General features: G+C 54.9%; 18 protein-coding genes. 1 reads left to right on the forward strand and 17 read right to left on the reverse strand.

Annotated features, from left to right (window positions below; translation table 11 throughout):
• Positions 1-6 precede the first annotated feature (6 nt).
• The 16 genes from wcaJ to ACRCWW_RS17305 form a co-directional block, all read right to left on the reverse strand.
• Positions 7-1,401 carry an undecaprenyl-phosphate glucose phosphotransferase gene (gene wcaJ, locus ACRCWW_RS17230; RefSeq protein ID WP_438683492.1) on the reverse strand — a complete coding sequence of 465 codons (1,395 nt, stop codon included), beginning with the start codon at positions 1,399-1,401 and terminating at the stop codon, positions 7-9.
• Between the two features lie 127 nt (positions 1,402-1,528).
• Positions 1,529-2,899 (reverse strand): colanic acid biosynthesis phosphomannomutase CpsG, encoded by a 1,371-nt coding sequence (cpsG, locus tag ACRCWW_RS17235; protein ID WP_438683493.1) that lies wholly within the window; start codon positions 2,897-2,899, stop codon positions 1,529-1,531.
• A 103-nt stretch (positions 2,900-3,002) separates the two neighbouring features.
• Positions 3,003-4,439 (reverse strand): mannose-1-phosphate guanyltransferase, encoded by a 1,437-nt coding sequence (gene cpsB / locus ACRCWW_RS17240; RefSeq protein ID WP_438683494.1) that lies wholly within the window; start codon positions 4,437-4,439, stop codon positions 3,003-3,005.
• Entirely contained in the window at positions 4,436-5,680 is a 1,245-nt protein-coding gene (wcaI, locus tag ACRCWW_RS17245) for a colanic acid biosynthesis fucosyltransferase WcaI (RefSeq protein WP_438683495.1), read from the reverse strand. Before wcaI ends, cpsB begins: the two co-directional genes overlap by 4 nt.
• Positions 5,677-6,156, reverse strand: a complete 480-nt coding sequence (locus ACRCWW_RS17250; protein WP_438683496.1) for a GDP-mannose mannosyl hydrolase — start codon at positions 6,154-6,156, stop codon at positions 5,677-5,679. The genes wcaI and ACRCWW_RS17250 overlap by 4 nt, the downstream gene beginning before the upstream one ends.
• Positions 6,157-6,159: 3 nt before the next feature.
• Complete coding sequence (gene fcl, locus ACRCWW_RS17255; protein WP_438683497.1) at positions 6,160-7,125, reverse strand: GDP-L-fucose synthase; 966 nt, start codon at positions 7,123-7,125, stop codon at positions 6,160-6,162.
• Positions 7,126-7,129: 4 nt separating this feature from the next.
• A complete protein-coding gene (gene gmd, locus ACRCWW_RS17260; RefSeq protein WP_438683498.1) occupies positions 7,130-8,251 on the reverse strand; it encodes a GDP-mannose 4,6-dehydratase in 1,122 nt (373 codons plus the stop codon).
• Positions 8,252-8,267: 16 nt separating this feature from the next.
• Positions 8,268-8,825 carry a colanic acid biosynthesis acetyltransferase WcaF gene (gene wcaF / locus ACRCWW_RS17265; protein ID WP_438683499.1) on the reverse strand — a complete coding sequence of 186 codons (558 nt, stop codon included), beginning with the start codon at positions 8,823-8,825 and terminating at the stop codon, positions 8,268-8,270.
• A 15-nt stretch (positions 8,826-8,840) separates the two neighbouring features.
• Positions 8,841-9,587, reverse strand: coding sequence for a colanic acid biosynthesis glycosyltransferase WcaE (wcaE, locus tag ACRCWW_RS17270; protein ID WP_438683500.1), 747 nt, complete (start codon positions 9,585-9,587; stop codon positions 8,841-8,843).
• Between the two features lie 14 nt (positions 9,588-9,601).
• Positions 9,602-10,822, reverse strand: a complete 1,221-nt coding sequence (wcaD, locus tag ACRCWW_RS17275) for a colanic acid polymerase WcaD (protein WP_438683501.1) — start codon at positions 10,820-10,822, stop codon at positions 9,602-9,604.
• Positions 10,797-12,014 (reverse strand): colanic acid biosynthesis glycosyltransferase WcaC, encoded by a 1,218-nt coding sequence (wcaC, locus tag ACRCWW_RS17280; RefSeq protein WP_438683502.1) that lies wholly within the window; start codon positions 12,012-12,014, stop codon positions 10,797-10,799. The genes wcaD and wcaC overlap by 26 nt, the downstream gene beginning before the upstream one ends.
• The gene (gene wcaB / locus ACRCWW_RS17285; RefSeq protein WP_438683519.1) at positions 12,011-12,499 is read right to left on the reverse strand and encodes a colanic acid biosynthesis acetyltransferase WcaB; all 489 of its coding nucleotides are present in this window, start codon (positions 12,497-12,499) and stop codon (positions 12,011-12,013) included. Before wcaB ends, wcaC begins: the two co-directional genes overlap by 4 nt.
• Positions 12,500-12,501: 2 nt before the next feature.
• The gene (wcaA, locus tag ACRCWW_RS17290) at positions 12,502-13,344 is read right to left on the reverse strand and encodes a colanic acid biosynthesis glycosyltransferase WcaA (RefSeq protein ID WP_438683503.1); all 843 of its coding nucleotides are present in this window, start codon (positions 13,342-13,344) and stop codon (positions 12,502-12,504) included.
• A gap of 107 nt (positions 13,345-13,451) precedes the next feature.
• Positions 13,452-15,614, reverse strand: a complete 2,163-nt coding sequence (wzc, locus tag ACRCWW_RS17295) for a tyrosine-protein kinase Wzc (protein ID WP_438683504.1) — start codon at positions 15,612-15,614, stop codon at positions 13,452-13,454.
• Positions 15,615-15,616: 2 nt separating this feature from the next.
• Positions 15,617-16,060 carry a low molecular weight protein-tyrosine-phosphatase Wzb gene (gene wzb, locus ACRCWW_RS17300; protein WP_438683505.1) on the reverse strand — a complete coding sequence of 148 codons (444 nt, stop codon included), beginning with the start codon at positions 16,058-16,060 and terminating at the stop codon, positions 15,617-15,619.
• A gap of 5 nt (positions 16,061-16,065) precedes the next feature.
• Positions 16,066-17,199, reverse strand: coding sequence for a polysaccharide export protein (locus ACRCWW_RS17305; protein ID WP_438683506.1), 1,134 nt, complete (start codon positions 17,197-17,199; stop codon positions 16,066-16,068).
• 673 nt (positions 17,200-17,872) lie between these two features.
• On the opposite strand from ACRCWW_RS17305, the gene ACRCWW_RS17310 reads away from it, so the two are divergent.
• Positions 17,873-19,459 (forward strand): TerC family protein, encoded by a 1,587-nt coding sequence (locus ACRCWW_RS17310; protein ID WP_438683507.1) that lies wholly within the window; start codon positions 17,873-17,875, stop codon positions 19,457-19,459.
• A 118-nt stretch (positions 19,460-19,577) separates the two neighbouring features.
• Here ACRCWW_RS17310 and asmA read toward each other — a convergent pair whose 3' ends face one another.
• A complete protein-coding gene (asmA, locus tag ACRCWW_RS17315) occupies positions 19,578-21,425 on the reverse strand; it encodes an outer membrane assembly protein AsmA (RefSeq protein WP_438683508.1) in 1,848 nt (615 codons plus the stop codon).
• Positions 21,426-21,429: the final 4 nt, after the last annotated feature.

Consider the following 21,429-nt stretch of genomic DNA (forward strand, 5'->3'; position numbering starts at 1 on the left):
GCTACCTCAGTACGCCGCTTTGTTGACAAAGCCTTTGAACACCGTCAGGAACACGATGCGAATATCGAACCACAGGCTCCACTCACGGATGTATTCCAGGTCGAACTCCACACGCTTTTCCATCTTCTCAAGCGTGTCGGTTTCACCGCGCCAGCCGTTGATTTGCGCCCAGCCGGTAATGCCCGGTTTCACCTTATGGCGCAGCATGTAGCCTTCGATTAACTGGCGATACTGCTCGTTGTGCGCCACAGCATGGGGACGAGGCCCAACAATCGACATGCCTCCGGTCAGGACGTTGATAAACTGCGGCAACTCATCCAGAGAAGTGCGGCGCAGGAAGTTGCCAACAGGCGTCACGCGCGGGTCGTTTTGCGTCGCTTGCGTCACAACCGCATCATTTTCCATCACCTTCATGGAGCGGAACTTCCACACTTTGATAGGTATACCGTCCATCCCGTAACGGGTCTGACGGAAGATAATCGGCCCCGGCGAAGTGAACTTCACCGCCAGCGAAATACACAGCAGCACCGGTGAAATCAGCAGCAGAATGAGCGAAGAAAGCACGATATCTTCCAGACGCTTAATCACCCGATTCAGCCCGGAAAGCGGCGTGTCATACAGCGGCACTACCGGCACTCCGTTCACTTCATCAATGCGTGAATGCAGAATATTGAAGGTGAAAACGTCCGGAATGAGGATCACCGAACAGGTGGTATCCGCCAGGTCACGAACCAGGTCTTTGATTCGCACTTCGTCCTGCATCGACAGCGCAATGTAGACGTTATGAATTTTGCCGCCGCGTGCATCGTCCAGCAGTTGCTCATAGTTACCCGCCCAGTCTGCCGTCACGCCGCCCGGTTTGGCATCGTGATAGCTGCCGAGAACATCGAACCCCAGCCACGGCTGATTGCGGAAGCTGTCGAGCAGCGCCTGCCCCGCAGGCATATCACCCGCGACGGCCACGGTGCGAACGTTGTAACCGCGATGGCGTAACCAGCCCACACCGAAACGAATAAACGTCCGGCAGCCGATCATTCCGCAGGTGCTTAACACATACCAGCCGAGCCACAGCGAGACGCTGTTGTTGAAGTCGTCGTTGAAGGCCAGTACGCCTGCGGTGAAAATCAACGCCAGCGTCCAGTTTTGCAGCAGTAATAAGAGTTCAGTCGTAATGCGCACGCCTCGCCAGGAGCGGTAAAAGTCCGTCATCCCGCCGATCATCTGAAACACCACCAGGGTTATCAGAACCATCAACTGATGCGTGTAGGTAAAAGGTAATCCCGCCCCTTTGCAGACAACCCACAGGCCACTCACCATGATGGTGATGTCAGAGAATCGCTGCACCATTGAAATTAACGATGCATTCGTTTTGGCTCGCTCGCGCTTTCTTAGAGTCGTCATCGTTGTTCCTGTTGTTGATGTTTTCCCCCTCACCCCGGCCCTCTCCCCAAAGGGGCGAGGGAGAAAAGACCGCACCAGGCGATCCCCTCTCCCCTATGGGGAGAGGGTTAGGGTGAGGGGCAGTGTGTTACTGATTCAGCAGCGCCAGAATGTCCTTCGTCCGCGCTTCCATCAGCGAGGTATCGCCGCGAGACTCGACGTTCAGACGCACCACAGGCTCGGTGTTGGAGGAACGCAGGTTGAAGCGCCAGTCCGCAAACGCGAGGCTGATGCCGTCGGTGCGGTCGATCTCCAGCGCGTGCTGAGCGAAATGTTGCTCCACGCGGGCAATGGCCAGAGCAGGCTCTTCCAGCTTGCTGTTGATTTCTCCGCTCGCCGGGAAAGCCAGCATGCGGTCACGCACCAGCTCGCCGAGCGTTTTGCCTTTCAGGCACAGCAGTTCAGCCACCAGCAGCCAGGGGATCATTCCGCTGTCGCAGTAGGCGAAATCACGGAAATAGTGGTGAGCGCTCATTTCGCCACCGTAAATGGCGTCTTCCTGGCGCATGCGCTCTTTGATAAACGCGTGGCCCGTTTTCGACATCACCGGCGTGCCGCCTGCCGCTTCCACCACATCAACGGTGTTCCAGGAAAGGCGCGGGTCGTGAATGATGCGTTCGCCCGGCGCTTTCTCGAGGAACGCTTCCGCCAGCAGGCCGACAATGTAGTAGCCCTCAATAAACTGCCCGGTTTCGTCGAACAGGAAGCAGCGGTCGAAGTCGCCGTCAAAGGCGATGCCCATATCCGCCCCGTGTTCAATCACCGCATTGCGGGTGTCGTCGCGGCACTCCGGCAGCAGCGGATTCGGGATCCCGTTCGGGAAGTTACCGTCAGGCGTGTTGTGAACTTTGATGAACGTCACCGGCACGTTCAGGGCTTTGAAGCGAGCTTCCAGCGCATCGACAACCGGGCCCGCCGCGCCGTTACCGGAGTTGATCACCAGCTTCAGCGGCCTGAGGTTAGCGGTGTCGATATAGCCCAGCAGGTGATCGATGTACGCTTTACGCAGGTCGATTTTCTGGTAGCTGCCGCGTTTTTTGGCATCCACTGGCGGGAAGTCATTCGCTTCCGCCAGACGCTGCACATCGCGCAGGCCGGTGTCGCCGCTGATCGGGCGAGCGCCTTCGCGCACCAGCTTCATGCCGTTGTAATCCATCGGGTTATGGCTGGCGGTCACTTCGATACCGCCGTCCACGCCCAGGTTAAACGTGGCGAAATAAATCTCTTCGGTGCCGGAAAGCCCGATATCCAGCACGTCCACGCCCGCATCACGCAGGCCTTTTGCCAGCGCCATCTTCAGGCTTTCGCTGGTCAGGCGAACATCGCCACCGAGCACGATGGTTTTGGGTTTCAGGAACTCGCCATAGGCACGGCCAATGCGGGTCGCAATCTCTTCATTCAGCTCTTCACCGAGCTTGCCGCGAATGTCATAGGCTTTAAAACAGGTTAATTTGGTCATGTTTTTACCCTTTTCAGGCAACAGTCAGCCGTGACCCAAATGGGCCAAAATTTGGTTTTTCAGGAATTGCCCGGCGGCGTGTGACTTGCCGGGCCGGTGGTCTTTACACGCGCCCGTACCGGTCCTCGAACCGCACGATGTCATCCTCTTCGAGGTAGGAGCCCGAGCGCACTTCAATCAGGTCAAGCGGGATCTTGCCCGGGTTTTCCAGGCAGTGCGTGGCACCGAGCGGAATGTAGATGGATTCGTTTTCCCCGAGCAGCTTCACGTCTTCGTTGATGGTCACCTTCGCGGTGCCCGCCACGATAATCCAGTGTTCCGCGCGGTGGTGATGCATCTGCACCGATAAGCCTTCGCCCGGTTTCACGGTGATGCGTTTCACCTGATAACGGTCGCCGGAGTCAATGGAGTCATATTTGCCCCAGGGACGGTACACCTCGCGGTGAATGTGATGCTCATGGCGACCATCGGCCTTAATCTGCTCCACCACTTTTTTCACGTCCTGCACCGCGTTGCGGTCGGCGATAAGCACGGCGTCTTTGGTCTGCACCACCACCAAATCCTTTACCCCAACGGTGGTCACCAGCCCGGATTCGGCATACACATAGCTGTTTTCAGTTTTATGGCTGATAACATCGCCGTGGTGCACATTCCCTTCGGCGGTGTGGTTGCTGATTTCCCACAGTGAGGACCAGGAGCCGACATCGCTCCAGCCTGCATCCATTGGCACCACCACCGCGTCGGCGGTTCTTTCCATCACGGCATAGTCGATGGACTCTTCAGGGCAGGCCAGGAACGCTGCTTCATCAACACGGATAAAGTCGAGATCCGGGTCAACCACGTCCATGGCCTTCTCGCAGGCCTGCAAAATATCCGGGCGGAATTTGCCCAGTTCTTCCAGATAGCGCCCGGCGCGGAACAGGAACATGCCGCTGTTCCAGTAATATTCCCCGCAGGAGACATACGCCTGCGCGGTTTCCAGATTCGGTTTTTCAACAAACTGCGCCACGGAAAACGCCACTGAGTCTTTCTCGCCCGCGCTGACTTCGCCGCGACGAATGTAGCCATAGCCGGTTTCCGGCAGGTCCGGCACGATCCCGAAGGTCACCAGTTTGCCGCTTTCGGCATACGGAATGGCGTCACGCACGGCGTTACGGAAAGCCTCTTCATTCTGAATGACGTGGTCAGCAGCCAGCACCAGCATCAGCGGATCGTTCTCCGGGCTGCTGCGTTTTGCCGCCAGCGCGGCCAGCGCAATCGCAGGCGCAGTATTACGGCCAGCCGGTTCGAGAATAATGTTCTCGGTCAATTTGTTGAGCTTGCGCAGCTGCTCGGCAACGATAAAACGGTGCTGTTCGTTGCAGATAACCACCGGGCTTTCACACTCCACGCCGTTGAGACGGTTCACCGTCGTTTGCAGCATGGTTAACTCGCCCTTCAGGCACAGGAACTGTTTCGGGTAAAGCACACGGGACAGCGGCCATAAACGGCTACCGGAGCCACCGGCCATCACTACCGGATAGAGTTGGGTCTGACTCATGATTTCACTCCGACGTCTGCTACGGAAATAGCATTAATGAATGTCTTCAGCACGTTCTCTTTGTCGAGCGTGCGTTCGGCGTAATCGCCAGCAATCGTGTTGTTCTGTGGCATCAGCAGCGCGCGTTCGATCCCGTCAACCAGCTCAGGAACCGACTCCGGTTCAACACAAACGGCAATCCCCGGATGCGCCTCGCAAAGCTGGCCCAGCTCGGTTTCCGCTTCTGCGGTGATCACCGCGTTGCCGCCCACGGCCAGAATATTGGTCAGTTTCGACGGCAGCACCGCGTCTGCTGCGCCGCGCTTCTGGATAACCAGATGGCAATCCGCCATTTTCAGCAGCGCGGGCAGCGCCTCGTAAGACTGCAACGGGAAGAAACGCACGTTGCTTAATCCCCGCTCTGCGACCAGCTTTTCCAGGCGCGCTTTTCCGCCGCCCTGCCCGACAATGGCGAACAGCCACGGCTTGTCCTGCAACTGTTCAGCGGCCGCAACGACATTTTCCAGCCCCTGCTTTTCGCCGATGTTGCCGGAGTAAAGAATGATTTTGCGATCTGAAGGCAGGCCAAGCTGCTCGCGCAATACCGCAACCTGCGTCGGGTTGACGTCGCGAAAACGGGCCACTTCTGACCAGTTGGGGAAGAAAATCACTTTCTCCGCCGCCACGCCCTTTTCCTGCGCTTTGTTCATCATCGAGCGCGAAATCGTGGAAACGTTATCGACGTTATGCAGCCCACTGCGCTCGAAGCGGCTTGCCAGTTTCGCTACCTTGCCGCCCTTGCCTTTGCCCGCCATGCCCAGGCCGAGCATCGCGTCGACTTCGTAATCCTGAATATGCAGCAGCGTGCGTGCGCCGGAGAGTTTCGCCAGCAGGCGCATGCCAGGGGTGCAAAACAGGGTCGGCACCACGCCAATAATCCTGTCCGGCTTCCAGCGACGTTGCGCCATCAGCGGGAAAAAACTGCTCAGCGCGAAGCTGCCTAAATGGATCAGGCGCTTCAGCGTTGAAGGTTGTTTCGGCACATACAGCGGGCAGCGCCAGACGGTCGCCGCGCCCTCTTCCCTACGGTAGCACCAGGAAGAGTAACGCTCGCCCACTTTCCATTCCGGGTAATACGGCGGGGCAGTGATCACGCGGACGTCGTGCCCTTGCTGCGCCATCCACTCGACCATCTCTCCGGTGTATTTGCCGATGCCGGTCAGTTCCGGAGAGTAGTTGATGCCATAAACCAGGATTTTCACAGGACGGGTGCCTCCGTGCTTGGCTCGGTGTGGAAATAGGCGCGGCTGTTGGCGTGGACATTGTCCGCCGCCAGCAATGCCTGCCTGGTGAGCCAGCAATAATCGTTATGCTGCGCGGTCGGCAGCGCGAGCGAGGTTTGCTCCACCTGAACGCGGAACCCCAGCACCACGTAATGGGTGCTGAAATCCGTGCCGGAGAAGTTATCGTCGTAGAAGTGCTGCCACACGCCGTTAAACTGCCCGGCAGAGAGCGGCAGGCTCACGCCCAGCTCCGCTTCCGTCAGGCGTGCAAAAGCGTCCGCAAGGGTTTCGTCTTTCTGCACTCGTCCGCCCGGCACGAACCAATAGCCCTGTGCCGGACGGTTGTTACGTTTCCCGAGCAGAAATTCGCCCTGTGCGTTCTCGACAATCAAATCAAGGGAGATGAGCGGCGTGGAACGCACCACGGTGGCAAAATCTTCTGGCTTCAGAAACATGGTTTACCCCCGGAAGCGGTGCTGGTTCTCAAGGAACCACTGGTAAGTACTCGCCAGACCCGCTTCGAGCGTCACTTCGTGATACCAGCCAAGCTGATGCAGACGAGACACATCCAGCAGCTTGCGCGGGGTGCCGTCTGGCTTAGAAGCGTCAAACACCACGCGGCCCTTGTAGCCCACCACTTTGGCGATAGTCTGCGCCAGTTCGCGAATGGTGCAGTCCACGCCGGTGCCGACGTTGATGTGCGACAGCATCGGCTCGGTGTTCTCTTGCCACACTTCACGATCCAGCTCCATCACGTGAATGCTGGCAGCCGCCATGTCGTCCACGTGCAGGAATTCACGCATCGGCGTGCCGCTGCCCCACACCACCACGTCAGGCGTATTCGCCTGAGTCGCTTCGTGGAAACGACGCAGCAGCGCCGGGATCACGTGCGAATTGCTCGGGTGGAAGTTGTCATGCGGCCCGTACAGGTTGGTCGGCATCACCGAGCGGTAGTCGCGGTTATGCTGACGGTTGTACGATTCGCACAGCTTGATCCCGGCGATTTTGGCAATCGCGTAGGGCTCGTTGGTCGCTTCCAAAGTTCCCTGCAACAGCTCGCTTTCCGGGATCGGCTGCTTCGCCATTTTCGGGTAAATGCAGGACGAGCCGAGGAACAGCAGCTTGTTCACGTTATGCAGATGCGCCGCGTGAACGATGTTGCTTTCGATCATCATGTTTTCGTAGATGAAATCCGCCGGGAAGCTGTTGTTCGCCACGATCCCGCCGACTTTCGCCGCCGCCAGATACACCTGATCGATGCGCTCTTGCGCAAAGAACTCATTCACCGCTTTGCCGTCAAGCAGGTTCAGCTCATCGCGGGTGCGCAGAACCAGTTCCACATCCCCGCGCTGTTCAAGCTGTCGAACAATGGCGGAGCCAACCATACCCCGATGGCCCGCCACGAAAATACGTTGTCTGGTCATGAAATCAGGACTCCAGCGCGATGGCTACCTCGTAGCCGTGAGCTTTAAGCAGGGAGTGTTTCTTCGCTGCTTCCAGATCTTTGGCGACCATCTCAGAGACCATCTCGCGCAGGGTGGTTTCCGGTTTCCAGCCCAGTTTTTCGTGTGCTTTGGTTGGGTCGCCGAGCAGCGTTTCCACTTCAGCAGGGCGGAAGTAACGCGGGTCAACTTCCACAATCACATCCCCTGGCTTCACGCCTGGCGCATCGTGGCCCGTCACGGAAACAACAATGCCTTTCTCATCCACGCCCGTGCCTTCAAAGCGCAGTTTGATACCCAGTTGGGCCGCCGCCATTTCAACGAACTGACGCACGGAGTACTGCACGCCGGTCGCGATAACGAAATCTTCCGGTTTTTCCTGTTGCAGCATCATCCACTGCATTTTCACGTAGTCTTTGGCATGGCCCCAGTCACGCAGGGAGTCCATGTTGCCGAGGTGCAGTTTCTTCTCCAGACCCTGAGCAATGTTGGCAATCGCACGCGTGATTTTGCGAGTCACGAAGGTTTCGCCACGGCGCGGAGATTCGTGGTTGAACAGGATGCCGTTACAGGCGTACATGCCGTAGGATTCGCGGTAGTTGACGGTGATCCAGTAGGCGTACATTTTCGCCACCGCATATGGAGAACGCGGGTAGAACGGCGTGGTCTCTTTCTGTGGGATTTCCTGCACCAGGCCGTACAGCTCAGAAGTGGATGCCTGATAGAAACGGGTTTTCTTCTCAAGACCGAGGAAACGGATGGCTTCCAGCAGACGCAGCGTACCGATGGCATCTACGTCGGCGGTGTATTCAGGGGACTCAAAAGAAACCGCCACGTGGCTCATCGCGCCCAGGTTGTACACCTCGTCCGGCTGCACTTCCTGCAGAATACGGGTCAGGTTGGAGGTGTCGGTCAGGTCACCGTAATGCAGATGGAATTTTGGGTTAGCCGCATGAGGATCCTGATAGATGTGGTCCACACGTTCGGTGTTGAAAGAAGAAGCACGACGCTTAATACCGTGAACTTCATAGCCTTTTTCCAGCAGCAGTTCTGCCAGGTAGGAACCATCCTGCCCGGTTACGCCGGTGATGAGTGCGACTTTAGTCATGTTTATTTTCCTCTACTTACAGGGATTGAATAGTTTCAACGCGTTCGCGCGTCACCACTGCAGGGTTGCCACGGCAAATCACATTTGCCGGAAGCGGTTTAAATACGCTGCTGCGCGCGCCAACGACGGTGCCATCACCGATCGTGACGCCGGGTGCGACAAATACATCCGTTGCCAGCCAGCATTTCTCGCCAATCACAATCGGCGTCGCGTTAATATCAAAATGCGCGCTCATATAATCGTGACTGCCGGTGCACAAATAACATTTCTGCGACACCACTGAATTGGCGCCAATCGTAATATCGCCGAGGGTATATAACACGGCGTCATCGCCCACCCACGCGTAATCACCAAGGGTTAATTTCCACGGATAGGTAATTTTCACCGAAGGACGAATGACTACGTTTTTTCCGATTTTTGCGCCAAACAGGCGCAATAAAAACGCCCGCCAGCGATAGAGTATTTGTGGCGACCAGGCAAATAAGGTTGCCTGCACCGCCCACCACAATTGAACCTTAATACCGTTCCCGCCCCGAAAGCCTTTCGGCACGGAGAATCCACTTAATTCCTGCATGGTTAATCCTTATATTCAGGCTTTGTTATATAAGGCTTTCGTTTTGCCTGTGGTGCGAAGTCTTAATAAATACGATATCTCTGCCCAGAACCCCGGCACTCGCAAAATCTGGCGCTGCACTTTCTTCGCATCCTGACATAATTCAAGATTATTGGAGGTTGACACTCCGCCCATCGAGAATTCAGAGACCAGGCCTTTAATGCGCTTAAAGGAATACCCTTCCTTATACATTCTGGCGGCCAGCGCATAATCCGAAGAAACCCGATATTGCAAATCATACGGATAACGCTGCAAACCGCTCAGCGGGAAGAAAATAGCCTGATGACTGGCCGGCAAACTGTGGTAGATATACCAGCCATGTTTCGCACTGCGGCGCACTTTATGGCCGTCGCCAAAATCGAGCATCGCATCACCGATATACATCGCATCGTCATTTTTGCTGCCAAGCTGTAATACGCTTTCCACGATCTCCGGGTGGAACACATCCCCGGAGTTAAGAAAGATAGCAAAGTTCCCGCGGGCCATATTGATGCCTTTGTTCATGGCATCATAAATGCCCTTATCTTTCTCACTGATGTAGCGTAAGTTGTACTCACCATTAAGGTTTTCCAGGAACTCAGCGGTGCCGTCACCGGAGCCGCCATCGACAACAATCCATTCGAATTCGATTTTTGGATCCCGCGCCAGATGGGCCAATGACGCCCAGGTTTTCACCACGCCTTCATAATTTCGAAACGCAACGGTAATCACACTTAGCAGCATCTTTTGACTCCTCATTAGCTGTTTGTCAGCTTCAGCGCTTTACGCAAAATAAATGGACAAACAATTAAAAACGCATATTCCGGGCTAAAAATCGAACCGGTAAAAAACAGCGATACCGGGCAAAAAAGAAATAACTGAACGCGATAATTCTGATTATTGCCAAACGCGTTAATCATCATTTTTCCGATTTTCGCCATGTACCATACGGTCAATAAAATAGCGAACCAGGAAAAATAAATAATCAGCAGATACAACCCATTGTCTATGGTTTTACCGACGTCCGCACCGTTAAAGATTCCGAATGATGCAACATATTCGTAAAGGGAACCAAAACGCACCACCCCATCAATATGGGTCAGGGAATAACCGACCATCACCAATGGACCAATAATACGGTAATAGGACGATGACCCTTCCGTTCCGAGGTCGCCAACGCGCTCCGAAATATACGGAAAGGCAAAAACAATACCCACTACAAAGACAGCCAGTGAAATAATCGCCAGCGGCAACTTCTTACTGATAGCGTCTTTGTTTAAATACTGAAATGCCCATTCCAGTAAATAAAAAAGGATAAAGGTCATCACCCCGGAAAACGATCCTGAGAGAACGATTCCTGCCAGAATCATAGCATCGGTCTTCGGTGTTTTGATACCAAACTGTTTGATGCTGAGCCAAATTGAGATTAATGCCAGGGCGAAGAAGGCCGGTTCGAAATACAGCGCGGTGGTTCGCTTGCCGCCAAACTTGATAAAGTTCAGAACATAGCTGTTGCTGTAAATAAGATATTTCGAAATCGTCTCCATTAAACTGCTGCCGCCGCTAAGGATAATCTGCGCCATTTCGGCTGCGGCCAGCATCACCACCAGCCCGACAACGACATAAAAGAAGCGCAGGATTTTGCCGTAGTTATGCGGTGAGATGGTTTTGAAACGAATGCTCCAGACCATGCCGACAATGATGACGATATAGATAAACAGCATGGTCGAGGTGACGTACTTGCTGGCGTCCAGTGACTGACCAAAAATGTAGTTAAACAGCGTCAGCCCTGCCCCGATGCCCAGCGCAATCATCAGCTTTTTCAGGCTGATGCGCTCGACGTACAGCAACAGCAACACGGGCAGAAACGTCACAATGGTAATCGGGAAACTTTCACCCAGCTGGGCGATTTTGACGTTAACCAGCAGGTAGATGACGGGCAGCAGCAGGTAACTACAGAGTCTGATAGAACGAGACATATTCCTCCAGCATCTGTTGTCCGCTATAGGCCTGGCGGCTTCGGGTGCGAAACGCGTCCAAAGACGTGCCAAAAATGGCTTCGGCAATCTCAGCTTTTGATTTCTGCACCAGGCTCAGCACTTCGTCGGTTTCTGCCGTGCGCCCCCCAGATTTCGCTAACACTTCCTGCGCGGCTTCACTTGGCGTGGCAATCACGGGCACGCCAATCGAAAGCGCTTCACAGAGGATCAGCGGGTAGTTATCCACGCGCGAGCTGAACAGCAACGCATCGAGCTGATTCAGTTCGCTCATCAATTGACGCTTGTCGGTCAGGAAACCATGATTGATGACATTGCTGCCCTCAAACGGCGAAAACTTTCCGAAGGTGTGCACTTCTACTGCATCGCCCAACGCAATGATGTCGCGCACCAGTTGCTGATTGGTTTTGCCGTCATAGCGTAAGTCGTGGGCCACCACGGCGATTTTGGGTTTGCCGTTTGTAGAGTTAATCGGGGCCAGCTCAGCCAGGATCTCTTCAGTGGCGACGTCGATGCCGTTGTTGATGATTTGGCATTGCCCTTCGCCGTAAAGGCGATTAAACGCATCGGCCACGTGCTGGCTCGGCGAGATGAACTGGCAGCCCAGGGCGATCATTTCACGGAACAGCTGGCGCTTACCGCCAACTAACAGATGCGCCCGGTCGATTTTCACCGGCGGATAGTTGGTCAGCGTCGGGCATTTACCGCAGCCGCTTTTCCACTCTTCGCAGCCATCAAGAAACGCACAACGCCCGGTGACGCTCCAGTGATCGTGCAGCGTCCAGATAAAACGCACGTCGCGTTTGTGTTCTTTCAGCTTGTGGCAAAAATCGACCACCTCATCCAGATTCAGCCAGTAGCTGTGCAGCACGTGAAAATGCAGCACGACCGGGCCGGACGTGCGGGTCACGGTGCGATACAGATTGTTCAGGTTGCCGAACAAATCGCGATTGAACAGACGAAACAGCGCGATGTTGGCGATGGACGTAACTCGCGAGGTTTGCTTAATCACGTTGGCATAGTTGTCATGGCTGACGCTTTTCTTGCCGCCTTTGCCATAGCCATACACAAAGCGCGAAGCCAGGCCTTGTTGCAGCGCGCGCTGATGTAAATCCAGCGCCACGCCTGCAGCACCGCCTTCAGCCAGACGCACGTTAAATTGAAGAATATTCATTTAATGACCTTTACTCGCGCTTTTTCACCGACCACCAGCGCATTGTCCGGCACGCTGTCCAGCACCACGCTGCCAGCGCCGACGGTGACGTTATTGCCGATGGTTATCTCACCGATCATGACGACGTTGGCGCCCAGCTCTACGCCGTTGCCAATCAACGGACACGCCAGGCTGTCTGGCCCGCGATTACCGAGAGTGACGCCGTGGCGAATCGTAAAATCATCACCTGCGACCACGTTCTTATTGATGACCACGGCATAGCCATGATGGATGGTGAAACGGCGGCCAATGGTGGCGGCAGCCTGAATTTCATAGCCAAACAGGCATTCGGTGATAAAGCGATACATCAGCAACACGGGCGCGGCCCACAGATTGTTGATGACGCTCTTCTTACGCCAGACAGAGCAAAAATGGGCAATACGGTAGCTCACCACCATGCAGCACGGACGCAGGCTCCAGCTGTTGGCGCGGAGATCTTCAAGCAGCATCATTTCCCCCGCAGTCCATCAGCCAGACGTTTGCCGTTGCGCACCGAAAGCAGCGTCATCAGCGTGCGCCAGTTCATGCGCTTGTTGCGGATCTGGTAGAGCGTGAACAGCTGATACTTCTTGCTGGCGCGGTCGAATTTGTCTTTGTGTTTGCGGTAAAAATGGAAGTAGCCGGAGAATTTCTTCGGCGAAGACGTTATCTGCATTTCACCGTGATTGATGTGCAGAATTTGCGTCGCCTCTTCGACTTTCCACGGCTCGCCGTATTCCGTCACCATGCGCAGGAAGATGTCATAGTCCTGAGCCGCTTTCAGTTCAGTGTCGAACAGGTGCTCTTTGAAACGCCACGCCCAGCTAAAGACCTGATTACCAATGATGTTGCGCTTGAAAAACAGCTTGCGGGAGAACGGCGATTTCGGGTAGAGCGGCAAGCTCGCAGGCTGGGAATAGACCTCGCCTTCGCAGACATAGTCGTTGGCATACAGGAACGCGTGCGTGACCAGCTGGTGCTTGTGTTCAAGGAACACCGACAGACGGTTGGGCGTCCATTCATCGTCATCATCAATCCCGGTGATGAACTGCCCGCTGGCCTGCAAGATGGCCTGGTTACGCACCGCACAAGCCCCTGAGTTGAAGTCATTCCGGGTATAGCGGATGCGCGGGTCGTTCAGCTCTTCGATGAAGTGTTGCAGCTGTTCAAACGAGGAGGAGCAGTCGTCAACAATCATCATTTCCCAGTGAGGGTAATCCTGGCGCAGCACCGATTTGATGGCGCGAATAGCCAGCTGCTGACGGTTCCATGTCGGCATATAAACAGAAATCAAAGGGTGTTGGGTGGTCATTGTGTTCCCCGGATGGCTGAGTCTCCCCTCTCCCCGGCCCTCTCCCAAAGGGAGAGGGGGAATACGTTCCCTCGCCCTTTGGGAGAGGGTTAGGGAGAGGGGGAAGATTATTTACTGTCAGACTTGTATTCGTACTCGTAGTAACCGTAATCCTGATATCCGGTCGCGCGGCGGAAGATGGAGTTGAGGATCACCCCCTTCACGTGGATGCCGTTCTGCTCGAAGCGGCTGAGGCTGGTCTCCACTTCTTTCAGGGTGTTCACCGCGTAACGCGCTACCATCAGCGTGGTGCCTGCATGGCGACCCACGATCCCCGCATCGGTTACCGCCAGAATTGGCGGGGTGTCGATCAGCACCAGGTCATACTGGCTGCTCGCCCACTTCACCAGCTCGCTAAAGCGGTCGCTCATCAGCAGTTCCGAAGGATTCGGCGGCACTTGTCCGCGCGTTATCAGGTCAAAGTTTGTAATCGAGGTCCGTTTAGCGCAGGTCGCGATGTCAGCGTTGCCAATCAGCACTTCCGACAGGCCGTTATCGTTGGTGGTGCCCAGCAGTTCGTGGGTGTAGCCTTTACGCATATCGCAGTCGATCAGCAGCACGCGTTTACCCGTCTGGCTAATCACCGCAGCCAGGTTGGCACAGACAAAGGTTTTACCGATTGACGGGCTCACCCCGGTCAGCATCAGCACGTTATTGCTGGCCTGCATCATGGCGAAGTGCAGACTGGTACGCAGACTGCGCACGGCTTCAATCGCCAGATCAGTCGGGTTACCCACCGCCAGCAGCTGGCTCTGTTTGTAACGCTTGAGGCCTTTGACGGTTTTGACCTGATCGCGTTTCTTCTGCCACTCAGACAGCGGGATGCTGGCGTACACATTGATGCCGTTATCTTCCAGTACCTGTGGCGACTCAATTCCACGGCTGAACATCGAGCGCAGCAGTGCGCCAAGCACAGAAAGCATCAGGCCCAGAATGATGCCGCCAAGGATAATCAGGGCTTTCTTCGGTTTCAGCACACCCGGCTGGGTGATAGCGGAGTCAACGATACGCACATCGCCGACGGTGCTCGCTTCCTGAATTTTCAGCTCCTGCTGTTTATTCAGCAGCTGCATGTAGACCTGCTGGCCGGATTCCACATCGCGCGTCAGACGCACAATTTCCTGCTGAGTTTCCGGCATCGCGGTAATGCGCTTGTTGAGGTTCGCCTTTTCGTCTTCCAGGGTGCGGCGCTTCTCAAGCAGGGTGCGATAAGCCGGGTGACGCCTGGTGTAGAGCTTGGAAATCTCAGCCTCGCTGAAGGTCAACTGGTTCAGCTGCGCGTCGATGTTGACCATCGAGTCCAGCACTGACTTGGCTTCCAGCGACATGTCCACCGAGTCTTTCTGTTGGCGATAGGCGTTGAGTTTGTTCTCAGCGTCATCCAGATGGGTACGCACTTCCGGCAGTTGTTTCGCCAGGAACTTCAGGCTGCGCGAGGCTTCTTCCGATTTACGCTCGACGTTTTGCGCCAGGTAGTTTTGCGCGATGCTGTTTAGGATCTGACGAATCTGGTCTTTGTCTTCCCCGGTATAGGTCAGGCTTAATACGCCCGTATCTTTCCCGTTTTCCGTGACGGTCAGGTTGTTTTGCAGCGTGTTAATCATGCCGAGCGTGGAATATTTGGTGACCGTGAATTCACCGCCTTCCTGGGCATGGATGGCGCTCACCAGCATGCTCACACCAGATTTGGTCAGCATTTTCCCTACGGTGCCGCGTGCGGAAAAACCACCGTCGCTGGTCAACTGGTAACTTTGCGGCCCCAGCACTTCGAGAGTGAATGTTTGATCGTGCATGCCTGCGGGCAGCGTGAAAGTATCGACCGCCACGCTCTCATTTGCGCGCCCCATCAGGCGTTCCCAGCCTGTACCAAAAATCGGGAAGGTGTTTTTCGTCACCGCGATATCGAGGTTGAGATCGTCGACCGTTTTCCCCAATACCATACGGGACTGAATCAGCTGCATTTCTGCTTCAGAGGCTGGCGGCTTGCTGCTCAGCGCCGAGTTGATGTCCTGCACCAGCGAGCTGCTGGTATCCTGCTCGATTTGCACCAGCGCATCGGCGCTGTAAATCGGCGTGGCAAACAGCGTATAAACAACGGCGGCGGCGGCAAACAGCGCGGTGATGCCGAGCACCCACCATTTCGCCTCCACCACCGTGCCAACCAGGCGGCCAATGTCGATTTCATCACTGCCGACAGCGTGCGGATTCGCTGATTTTACGTTATCTGTCATTGTTATCCCTGCTGTACTTTCAGTGCCTGCGCCCACTGTTGGGCAGACTGATCGAGTAAGTGGTAAACCGCTTCAAAGGCGTCGCGACTTTTGCGATACGGATCGGGGATTTCACGTTCATCATCCCAGTGACCAAACAGCATCACCTTGCCGCGCATTTCCGGCGCGAGTTCGCACAGGCGGGCAATGTGACGTTTTTCCATGGTCAGAATGAGATCGTATTCACGACACATCTTGCCGGTGATTTGACGGGCGCTGTGCCCGTCCAGGGAGATGTTATGGACTGCGGCAACGCTTGCCGCAGCGTCGTCCGCCCCTTTACCCACCAGCGCACCGAGCCCGGCGGACGCCACATTTAGCGACGGAAGATAGTTTCTCAGCAGCCGCTCCGCCGTGGGGGAGCGGCAGATATTGCCGACGCATACCACCAAAATTTTGTTGAACATCATGGTTACCAGGTATGGATATCTTTCGCCGCATCCGTCATGTAGCGAACGCCACTGATGGTCGGCAACAGTTGGTTGATCAGGCGGTTCCAGCGCGTGACCGGCGCGGTGGTGACATACACCACGTCATACGGCTGCAGCGTGAAGTTGGTTGCCATCACCAGCGAGGTCGCATCGGACATATCCAGCTGATAAACGCTGGCAATCTTGCCGCTCTTGTCGTTCTTCAGCGGACGAATTACGAAGATGCCGCTGGCGTTGGAGGCGGTCATATCGATGCCTTCGGCCTGGCCCAGCGCCTCGGTCAGCGTCATGCCGCTGAAGTCCATTTTGAGGGTGCTCTGTTTTTTCACTTCGCCCATCACGAACACTTTCAGGTCGTCATTACGCGGCACGAAAAGAATATCGCCCGGATAGAGCAGGCGGTTCTGGCTCAGGTCGCCGTTTTGCATCAGCGCCTGCAGCGAAATACGCTCTTCCTTACCGTTGTGCGTCAGCACCACGTTGCGCCAGTCGGCCAGATCGGTCATGCCGCCTGCGGAGTTGATGGCATCCAGCACTGTCAGCGGAACGTTAGTGATCGCTTGTTGGCCCGATTTATTCACCTGCCCGGAAACATAAGCCTTCTGCGAACGGAAGGCGGCGACGTTGACGTCCACCTGCGGGTCAGTGATGTAGGCCGCCAGACGACCGGTGATGACGTTGCGGATTTCAGACAGCGTTTTGCCCGCCACCTGCACTCGCCCGATGTAGGGATAGAAAATCGAACCGTCTGGCTGAACCCAGTTGCCGGTATCGCTGGAGCTACGGTATTGCCCGGCGGGCGTGGTCAGTTCCGGGTGATCCCAGACGGTGACGCTCAACACGTCGCCTGCACCAACGCGATACTGATAATTGCTTAACTCCTGATCCAGCGACATGTTGGGTTGCGCCACGTTTGGACGTGGGCGCAATTGTTCAATCAGGCGCGGGGTCAGCGGATAAACATTCACCATCCGGTCGATGTCAAAATCAGCATCCTGCTGCTTAATCACATCTTTACCGTAGGTAGACATATTGCTGCCGGGAAGGACAGTGCAACCACTCATCAGGATTGCAGACACCAATAATGGCATCAATTTCAGTTGGGATTTCATCATTGATTATTTATCACTTTGGCAGAGAAATTATCCTGTGCGAATAAAACAAACCGGAATGCATTCCAGTCATTTACATTGAGCATGCCGTTAACCGAATCGAAATATAACTGGCATCATTCCTAAAAACATTTTATTCACATGTCAGCAGTTGACAGAATAATCGAGGCTGATTAATGGCCTTCAGGCACGCTACCGCCCTTGGCTTTCAGTTACCAATCCACTGTTTAATCATGAAGTTATTGTCGACTTGATGGCCAAAGCCATGACGGAGCTTTCCACACGCATACCGCAAAGCTTTTCTCTGAGAGAATCTCATTTATTAATCAAAGAAAAACCCGGCAATATTCATTTATGCCATCGAATTGTTGCAGCAATATCTATATCAGACAAGGAAGCCGTCTCTGCATCAGGCGCTTTTCGGATAAATATTAAGAACAGGCATTCGCTTTTAGGATTTTCTTTATATTGACAGCATGGGATATCGCTCAATTATCAAAAAGTATATTCTTCGATTAAAAAAATAAAATAATTCATACCAGAAACAATAAGGTTATATTCGGGAGGATAAAAAATTCATTTTAAGAATATCCTCAATCAATATTGCAATTTTGTCTTCCCTTATCCATGATCCCATTGTGACATTAGTCATATTACTGAAGGTGTTAAACGACATATGGAATGGATTGCCGATCCATCAATCTGGGCAGGTCTGGTCACACTGGTCATTATCGAACTGGTGCTCGGGATTGATAATCTGGTGTTTATCGCGATTCTTGCGGAGAAACTCCCCCCAGCCGAGCGCAACCGCGCCCGGGTCACCGGGCTGATTCTGGCGATGGTGATGCGCCTGCTGTTGCTGGCGTCGATTTCCTGGCTGGTGACGCTCACTCGCCCTCTTTTCACCGTCAGAGATCTCAGCTTTAGCGCCCGGGATTTGATTATGCTTGGCGGTGGGCTGTTCTTGCTGTTTAAGGCAACCGTCGAGTTGAACGAGCGGCTGGAAGGGAAAGACAACGATAACCCGACGCAACGACGGGGTGCCAAATTCTGGGCGGTGGTCGCACAAATCGTGGTGCTGGACGCTGTTTTCTCGCTCGACTCCGTGATAACCGCTGTCGGCATGGTTGACCATCTGCTGGTGATGATGGCCGCGGTGGTGATTGCCATCAGCATGATGCTGCTCGCAAGCCGTGCCCTGACCCGCTTTGTGAACAGCCACCCGACGATTGTGATCCTTTGTCTGAGCTTCCTGCTGATGATTGGCTTTAGCCTCGTGGCGGAAGGGTTCGGCTTTTACATCCCTAAAGGCTACCTGTACGCCGCGATTGGTTTTTCGGTGATGATTGAAGCGCTGAACCAGTTGGCTAACTTTAACCGTCGACGCTTCCTGAGCGCCAATCAGAGCCTGAGGAGCCGAACCACCGAGGCGGTAATGCGTTTACTCAGCGGGCAAAAAGAAGACGCCGAGCTGGACGCACAAACGGCATCCATGCTTGCCGACCACAAAGATGAGCCGGTGTTTGACCCGCAGGAGCGTCGCATGATTGAGCGTGTCCTGAATCTTAATCAGCGCAGCGTCAGCAGCATCATGACCTCGCGCCATGATATTGAGCATATCGATTTGAGCGCGCCGGAAGAGGAAGTCCGTGCCCTGCTGGAGAAAAACCAGCACACGCGTCTGGTGGTGACCGGTGGGGAACATGATGAAGAGCTGCTGGGCGTGGTGCATGTCATCGATTTGCTGCAACAGTCTCTGCGTGGGGAAGCGCTGGACTTACGTGTCCTTATCCGTCAGCCGCTGGTATTCCCGGAAACGTTGCCCTTGCTGCCCGCTCTGGAGCAGTTCCGCAACGCCCGTACTCACTTTGCTTTTGTAGTGGATGAATTCGGTTCGGTGGAAGGGATTGTGACCCTCAGTGATGTGATGGAAACCATCGCCGGGAACCTGCCGAATGAAGCACAAGAGATTGATGCCCGTCATGATATTCAGAAAAACGCCGACGGAAGCTGGACGGCTAACGGCCATATGCCGCTGGAAGATCTGGTTCAATTCGTGGCGATCCCTCTGGATGAGAAACGCGAATATCACACCATCGCGGGCTTGCTGATGGAACATCTCCAGCGAATCCCGACTGCGGGCGAAACAGTGGAGATTGACGGTTTCACCCTGAAGGTGCTGAGCGTTGAAAATCACCGTGTGCAGAGAGTGCAGATTATCCCACCGGTGCAGGAAGAGGATGAGTTGAATTACGAGGTTTAATCAGGCTCAGACTTCAATTGCCCGGTGGCGGCTAGCGCCTTACCGGGCCTACAGTTCAGGTTTGCCAGGCCCGCGCAAGCGAAGCGCCGCCGGGCACAACTCCCGGCGGAAAGGTGGATCACATCTTCTCTAAAAACTTCTTCAGGTCTTTACCGCTCTGGGTATTTTGATTCTTATCCGCCCACGCTTTCAGGCGGTCTTTGGCTTCATTTTGCAGCTGCTTGCGTAACACCTGATCCACTTGCAGGCTGTAGTTGAGCGCCGTCCATTTGCCATAAACCCGCAGCGGAATGGCCGTTTTCTTCAGAGTGTCGATAAGCTTACTTTCGCCCTGCCAGCCTTCAAGCACGCGAACGTTGAAGCGAACATCGCCTTCTTCTTTAACCAAATCGAGCATGCCCTGCCCGTCCAGAGAAATCATGGCAGAACTGCCGGACATTTCGCTGAGCTTCATTTGCCCATGGTCCAGCGTCATGGCGGTTTCGAAGTTATCCAGACGGGTGGCGCTGTCGTAATTCTCTTTCGCCTTCACGTTGGTGCTGCGCTCAACGGCTTGTTGCACCAGCTGCTGGAAGTTCAGCCCTTCGGCACGCGAATCCTTGAGCTGAAGTTGGGCATCGCCCTGCCAGCTACGGCGGAAATTATCTGCATCAATTTTATCGCCGCTGAAATTCCCTGTTAACGACAGCTTACCGGTCAGTTCGATAGGATAATCAAAGGCCTTCAGCAGCGTGCCAATTTCGATATTTTCAAGCTTCGGCGCAAATTCGGACACCGGGGTATCACCGCGCGCATCCAGAGAGCCCGGCAGCGACATCGTGCCTGCGTCGAGCTTGCCTTGCAGCTTCGCCACTTTCAGCAAACCAACATCATTGCTGGCCTGAACATCAACGCCGGTGAAGTCCATCCCGCGCCAGAGGATTTGGTTCGCCGCAAGACTAATATCGGCGCTGTAGCCACGCAGGCTGCTGTAATCAGGCTTTGAGTTGCCTTCAGCAATGATCGGACGCTGTTGACGCGGCTGGCTTTGCCCTTGCTGACTGGCGCTGGTGTTATCCGCCGGGCTTGCCTCGGACAACAGATTATCGAGGTTCAACTTGTCGGAGCGGAGATCGAGCTGCCAGACCGGTTTATCCGCAAGCGTCACGCTACCCGCGCCGCCCAGCGAACTGTCATTGGCGGTCAGTTGAAGGTTGCTGAAGCTTAATTTTTTCTGGTCTTCCTGCCAGTTAGCCTGCAGAGAGCCCTGCCCCGCAATGCCCTGGCTTGGCAAATCCGCCCCCTGCAATTGCCAGGTGACGTTTTCGAGCGTTGCCGTCAGCTGGTGCGGATAATCCCCGGCATCCACTTTGGCATTAAAAGAGAGATTCAGGTCGCGCTGATCGCGATTAACGCGCCCTGAGAATTCAACGGTCGCCTGGTAGTGATCGTCCTGCTCCATTTGCAGTTTGATATCACGAACCGTGACCTGCTCATCGCCTTCATGCTGGAAAACCAGCACGCTATCAGCCACCTGCAAACGTGAAATGTCGAAAGACCAGCCTTTGTCTTCCGGAGCCTGAGGCAGAGTATTTTCGCGCGGAGCAACAGGGGCCTGAGTATCTTTGGCCGCTTCTGTTTGTGGAGTCAGCTCAATCACCGCGCCTTTTAGCATCACCTGCTTAACCTGCAGCTGATGAGACAGCAGCGGAAGCAATGCGACGTCAAGACGCATGTTGTCGGCTTTCACTAAAGGCGCCTGAGCGCCAGGCTCGGTGAGCGTCATGCGACCCGAAAGAATGCTGAGCTGCGGCCAGACGTGCCAGCGCAGCGGGCCATCAAGCTTAAGCTGATAATCGCTGCGTGCAGCAACCTGACGCACCAGGTAATCGCGAAAATCGTTCGGATTCACCAGCAGCACCAGCGCCGAAAGACCAGCGACGATCACCACCAGCAGGATCATCAGCGTTGTCAGCAAACGTCTCATGGTT

Source organism: Scandinavium sp., assembly GCF_051650185.1.
GTDB lineage: Bacteria > Pseudomonadota > Gammaproteobacteria > Enterobacterales > Enterobacteriaceae > Scandinavium.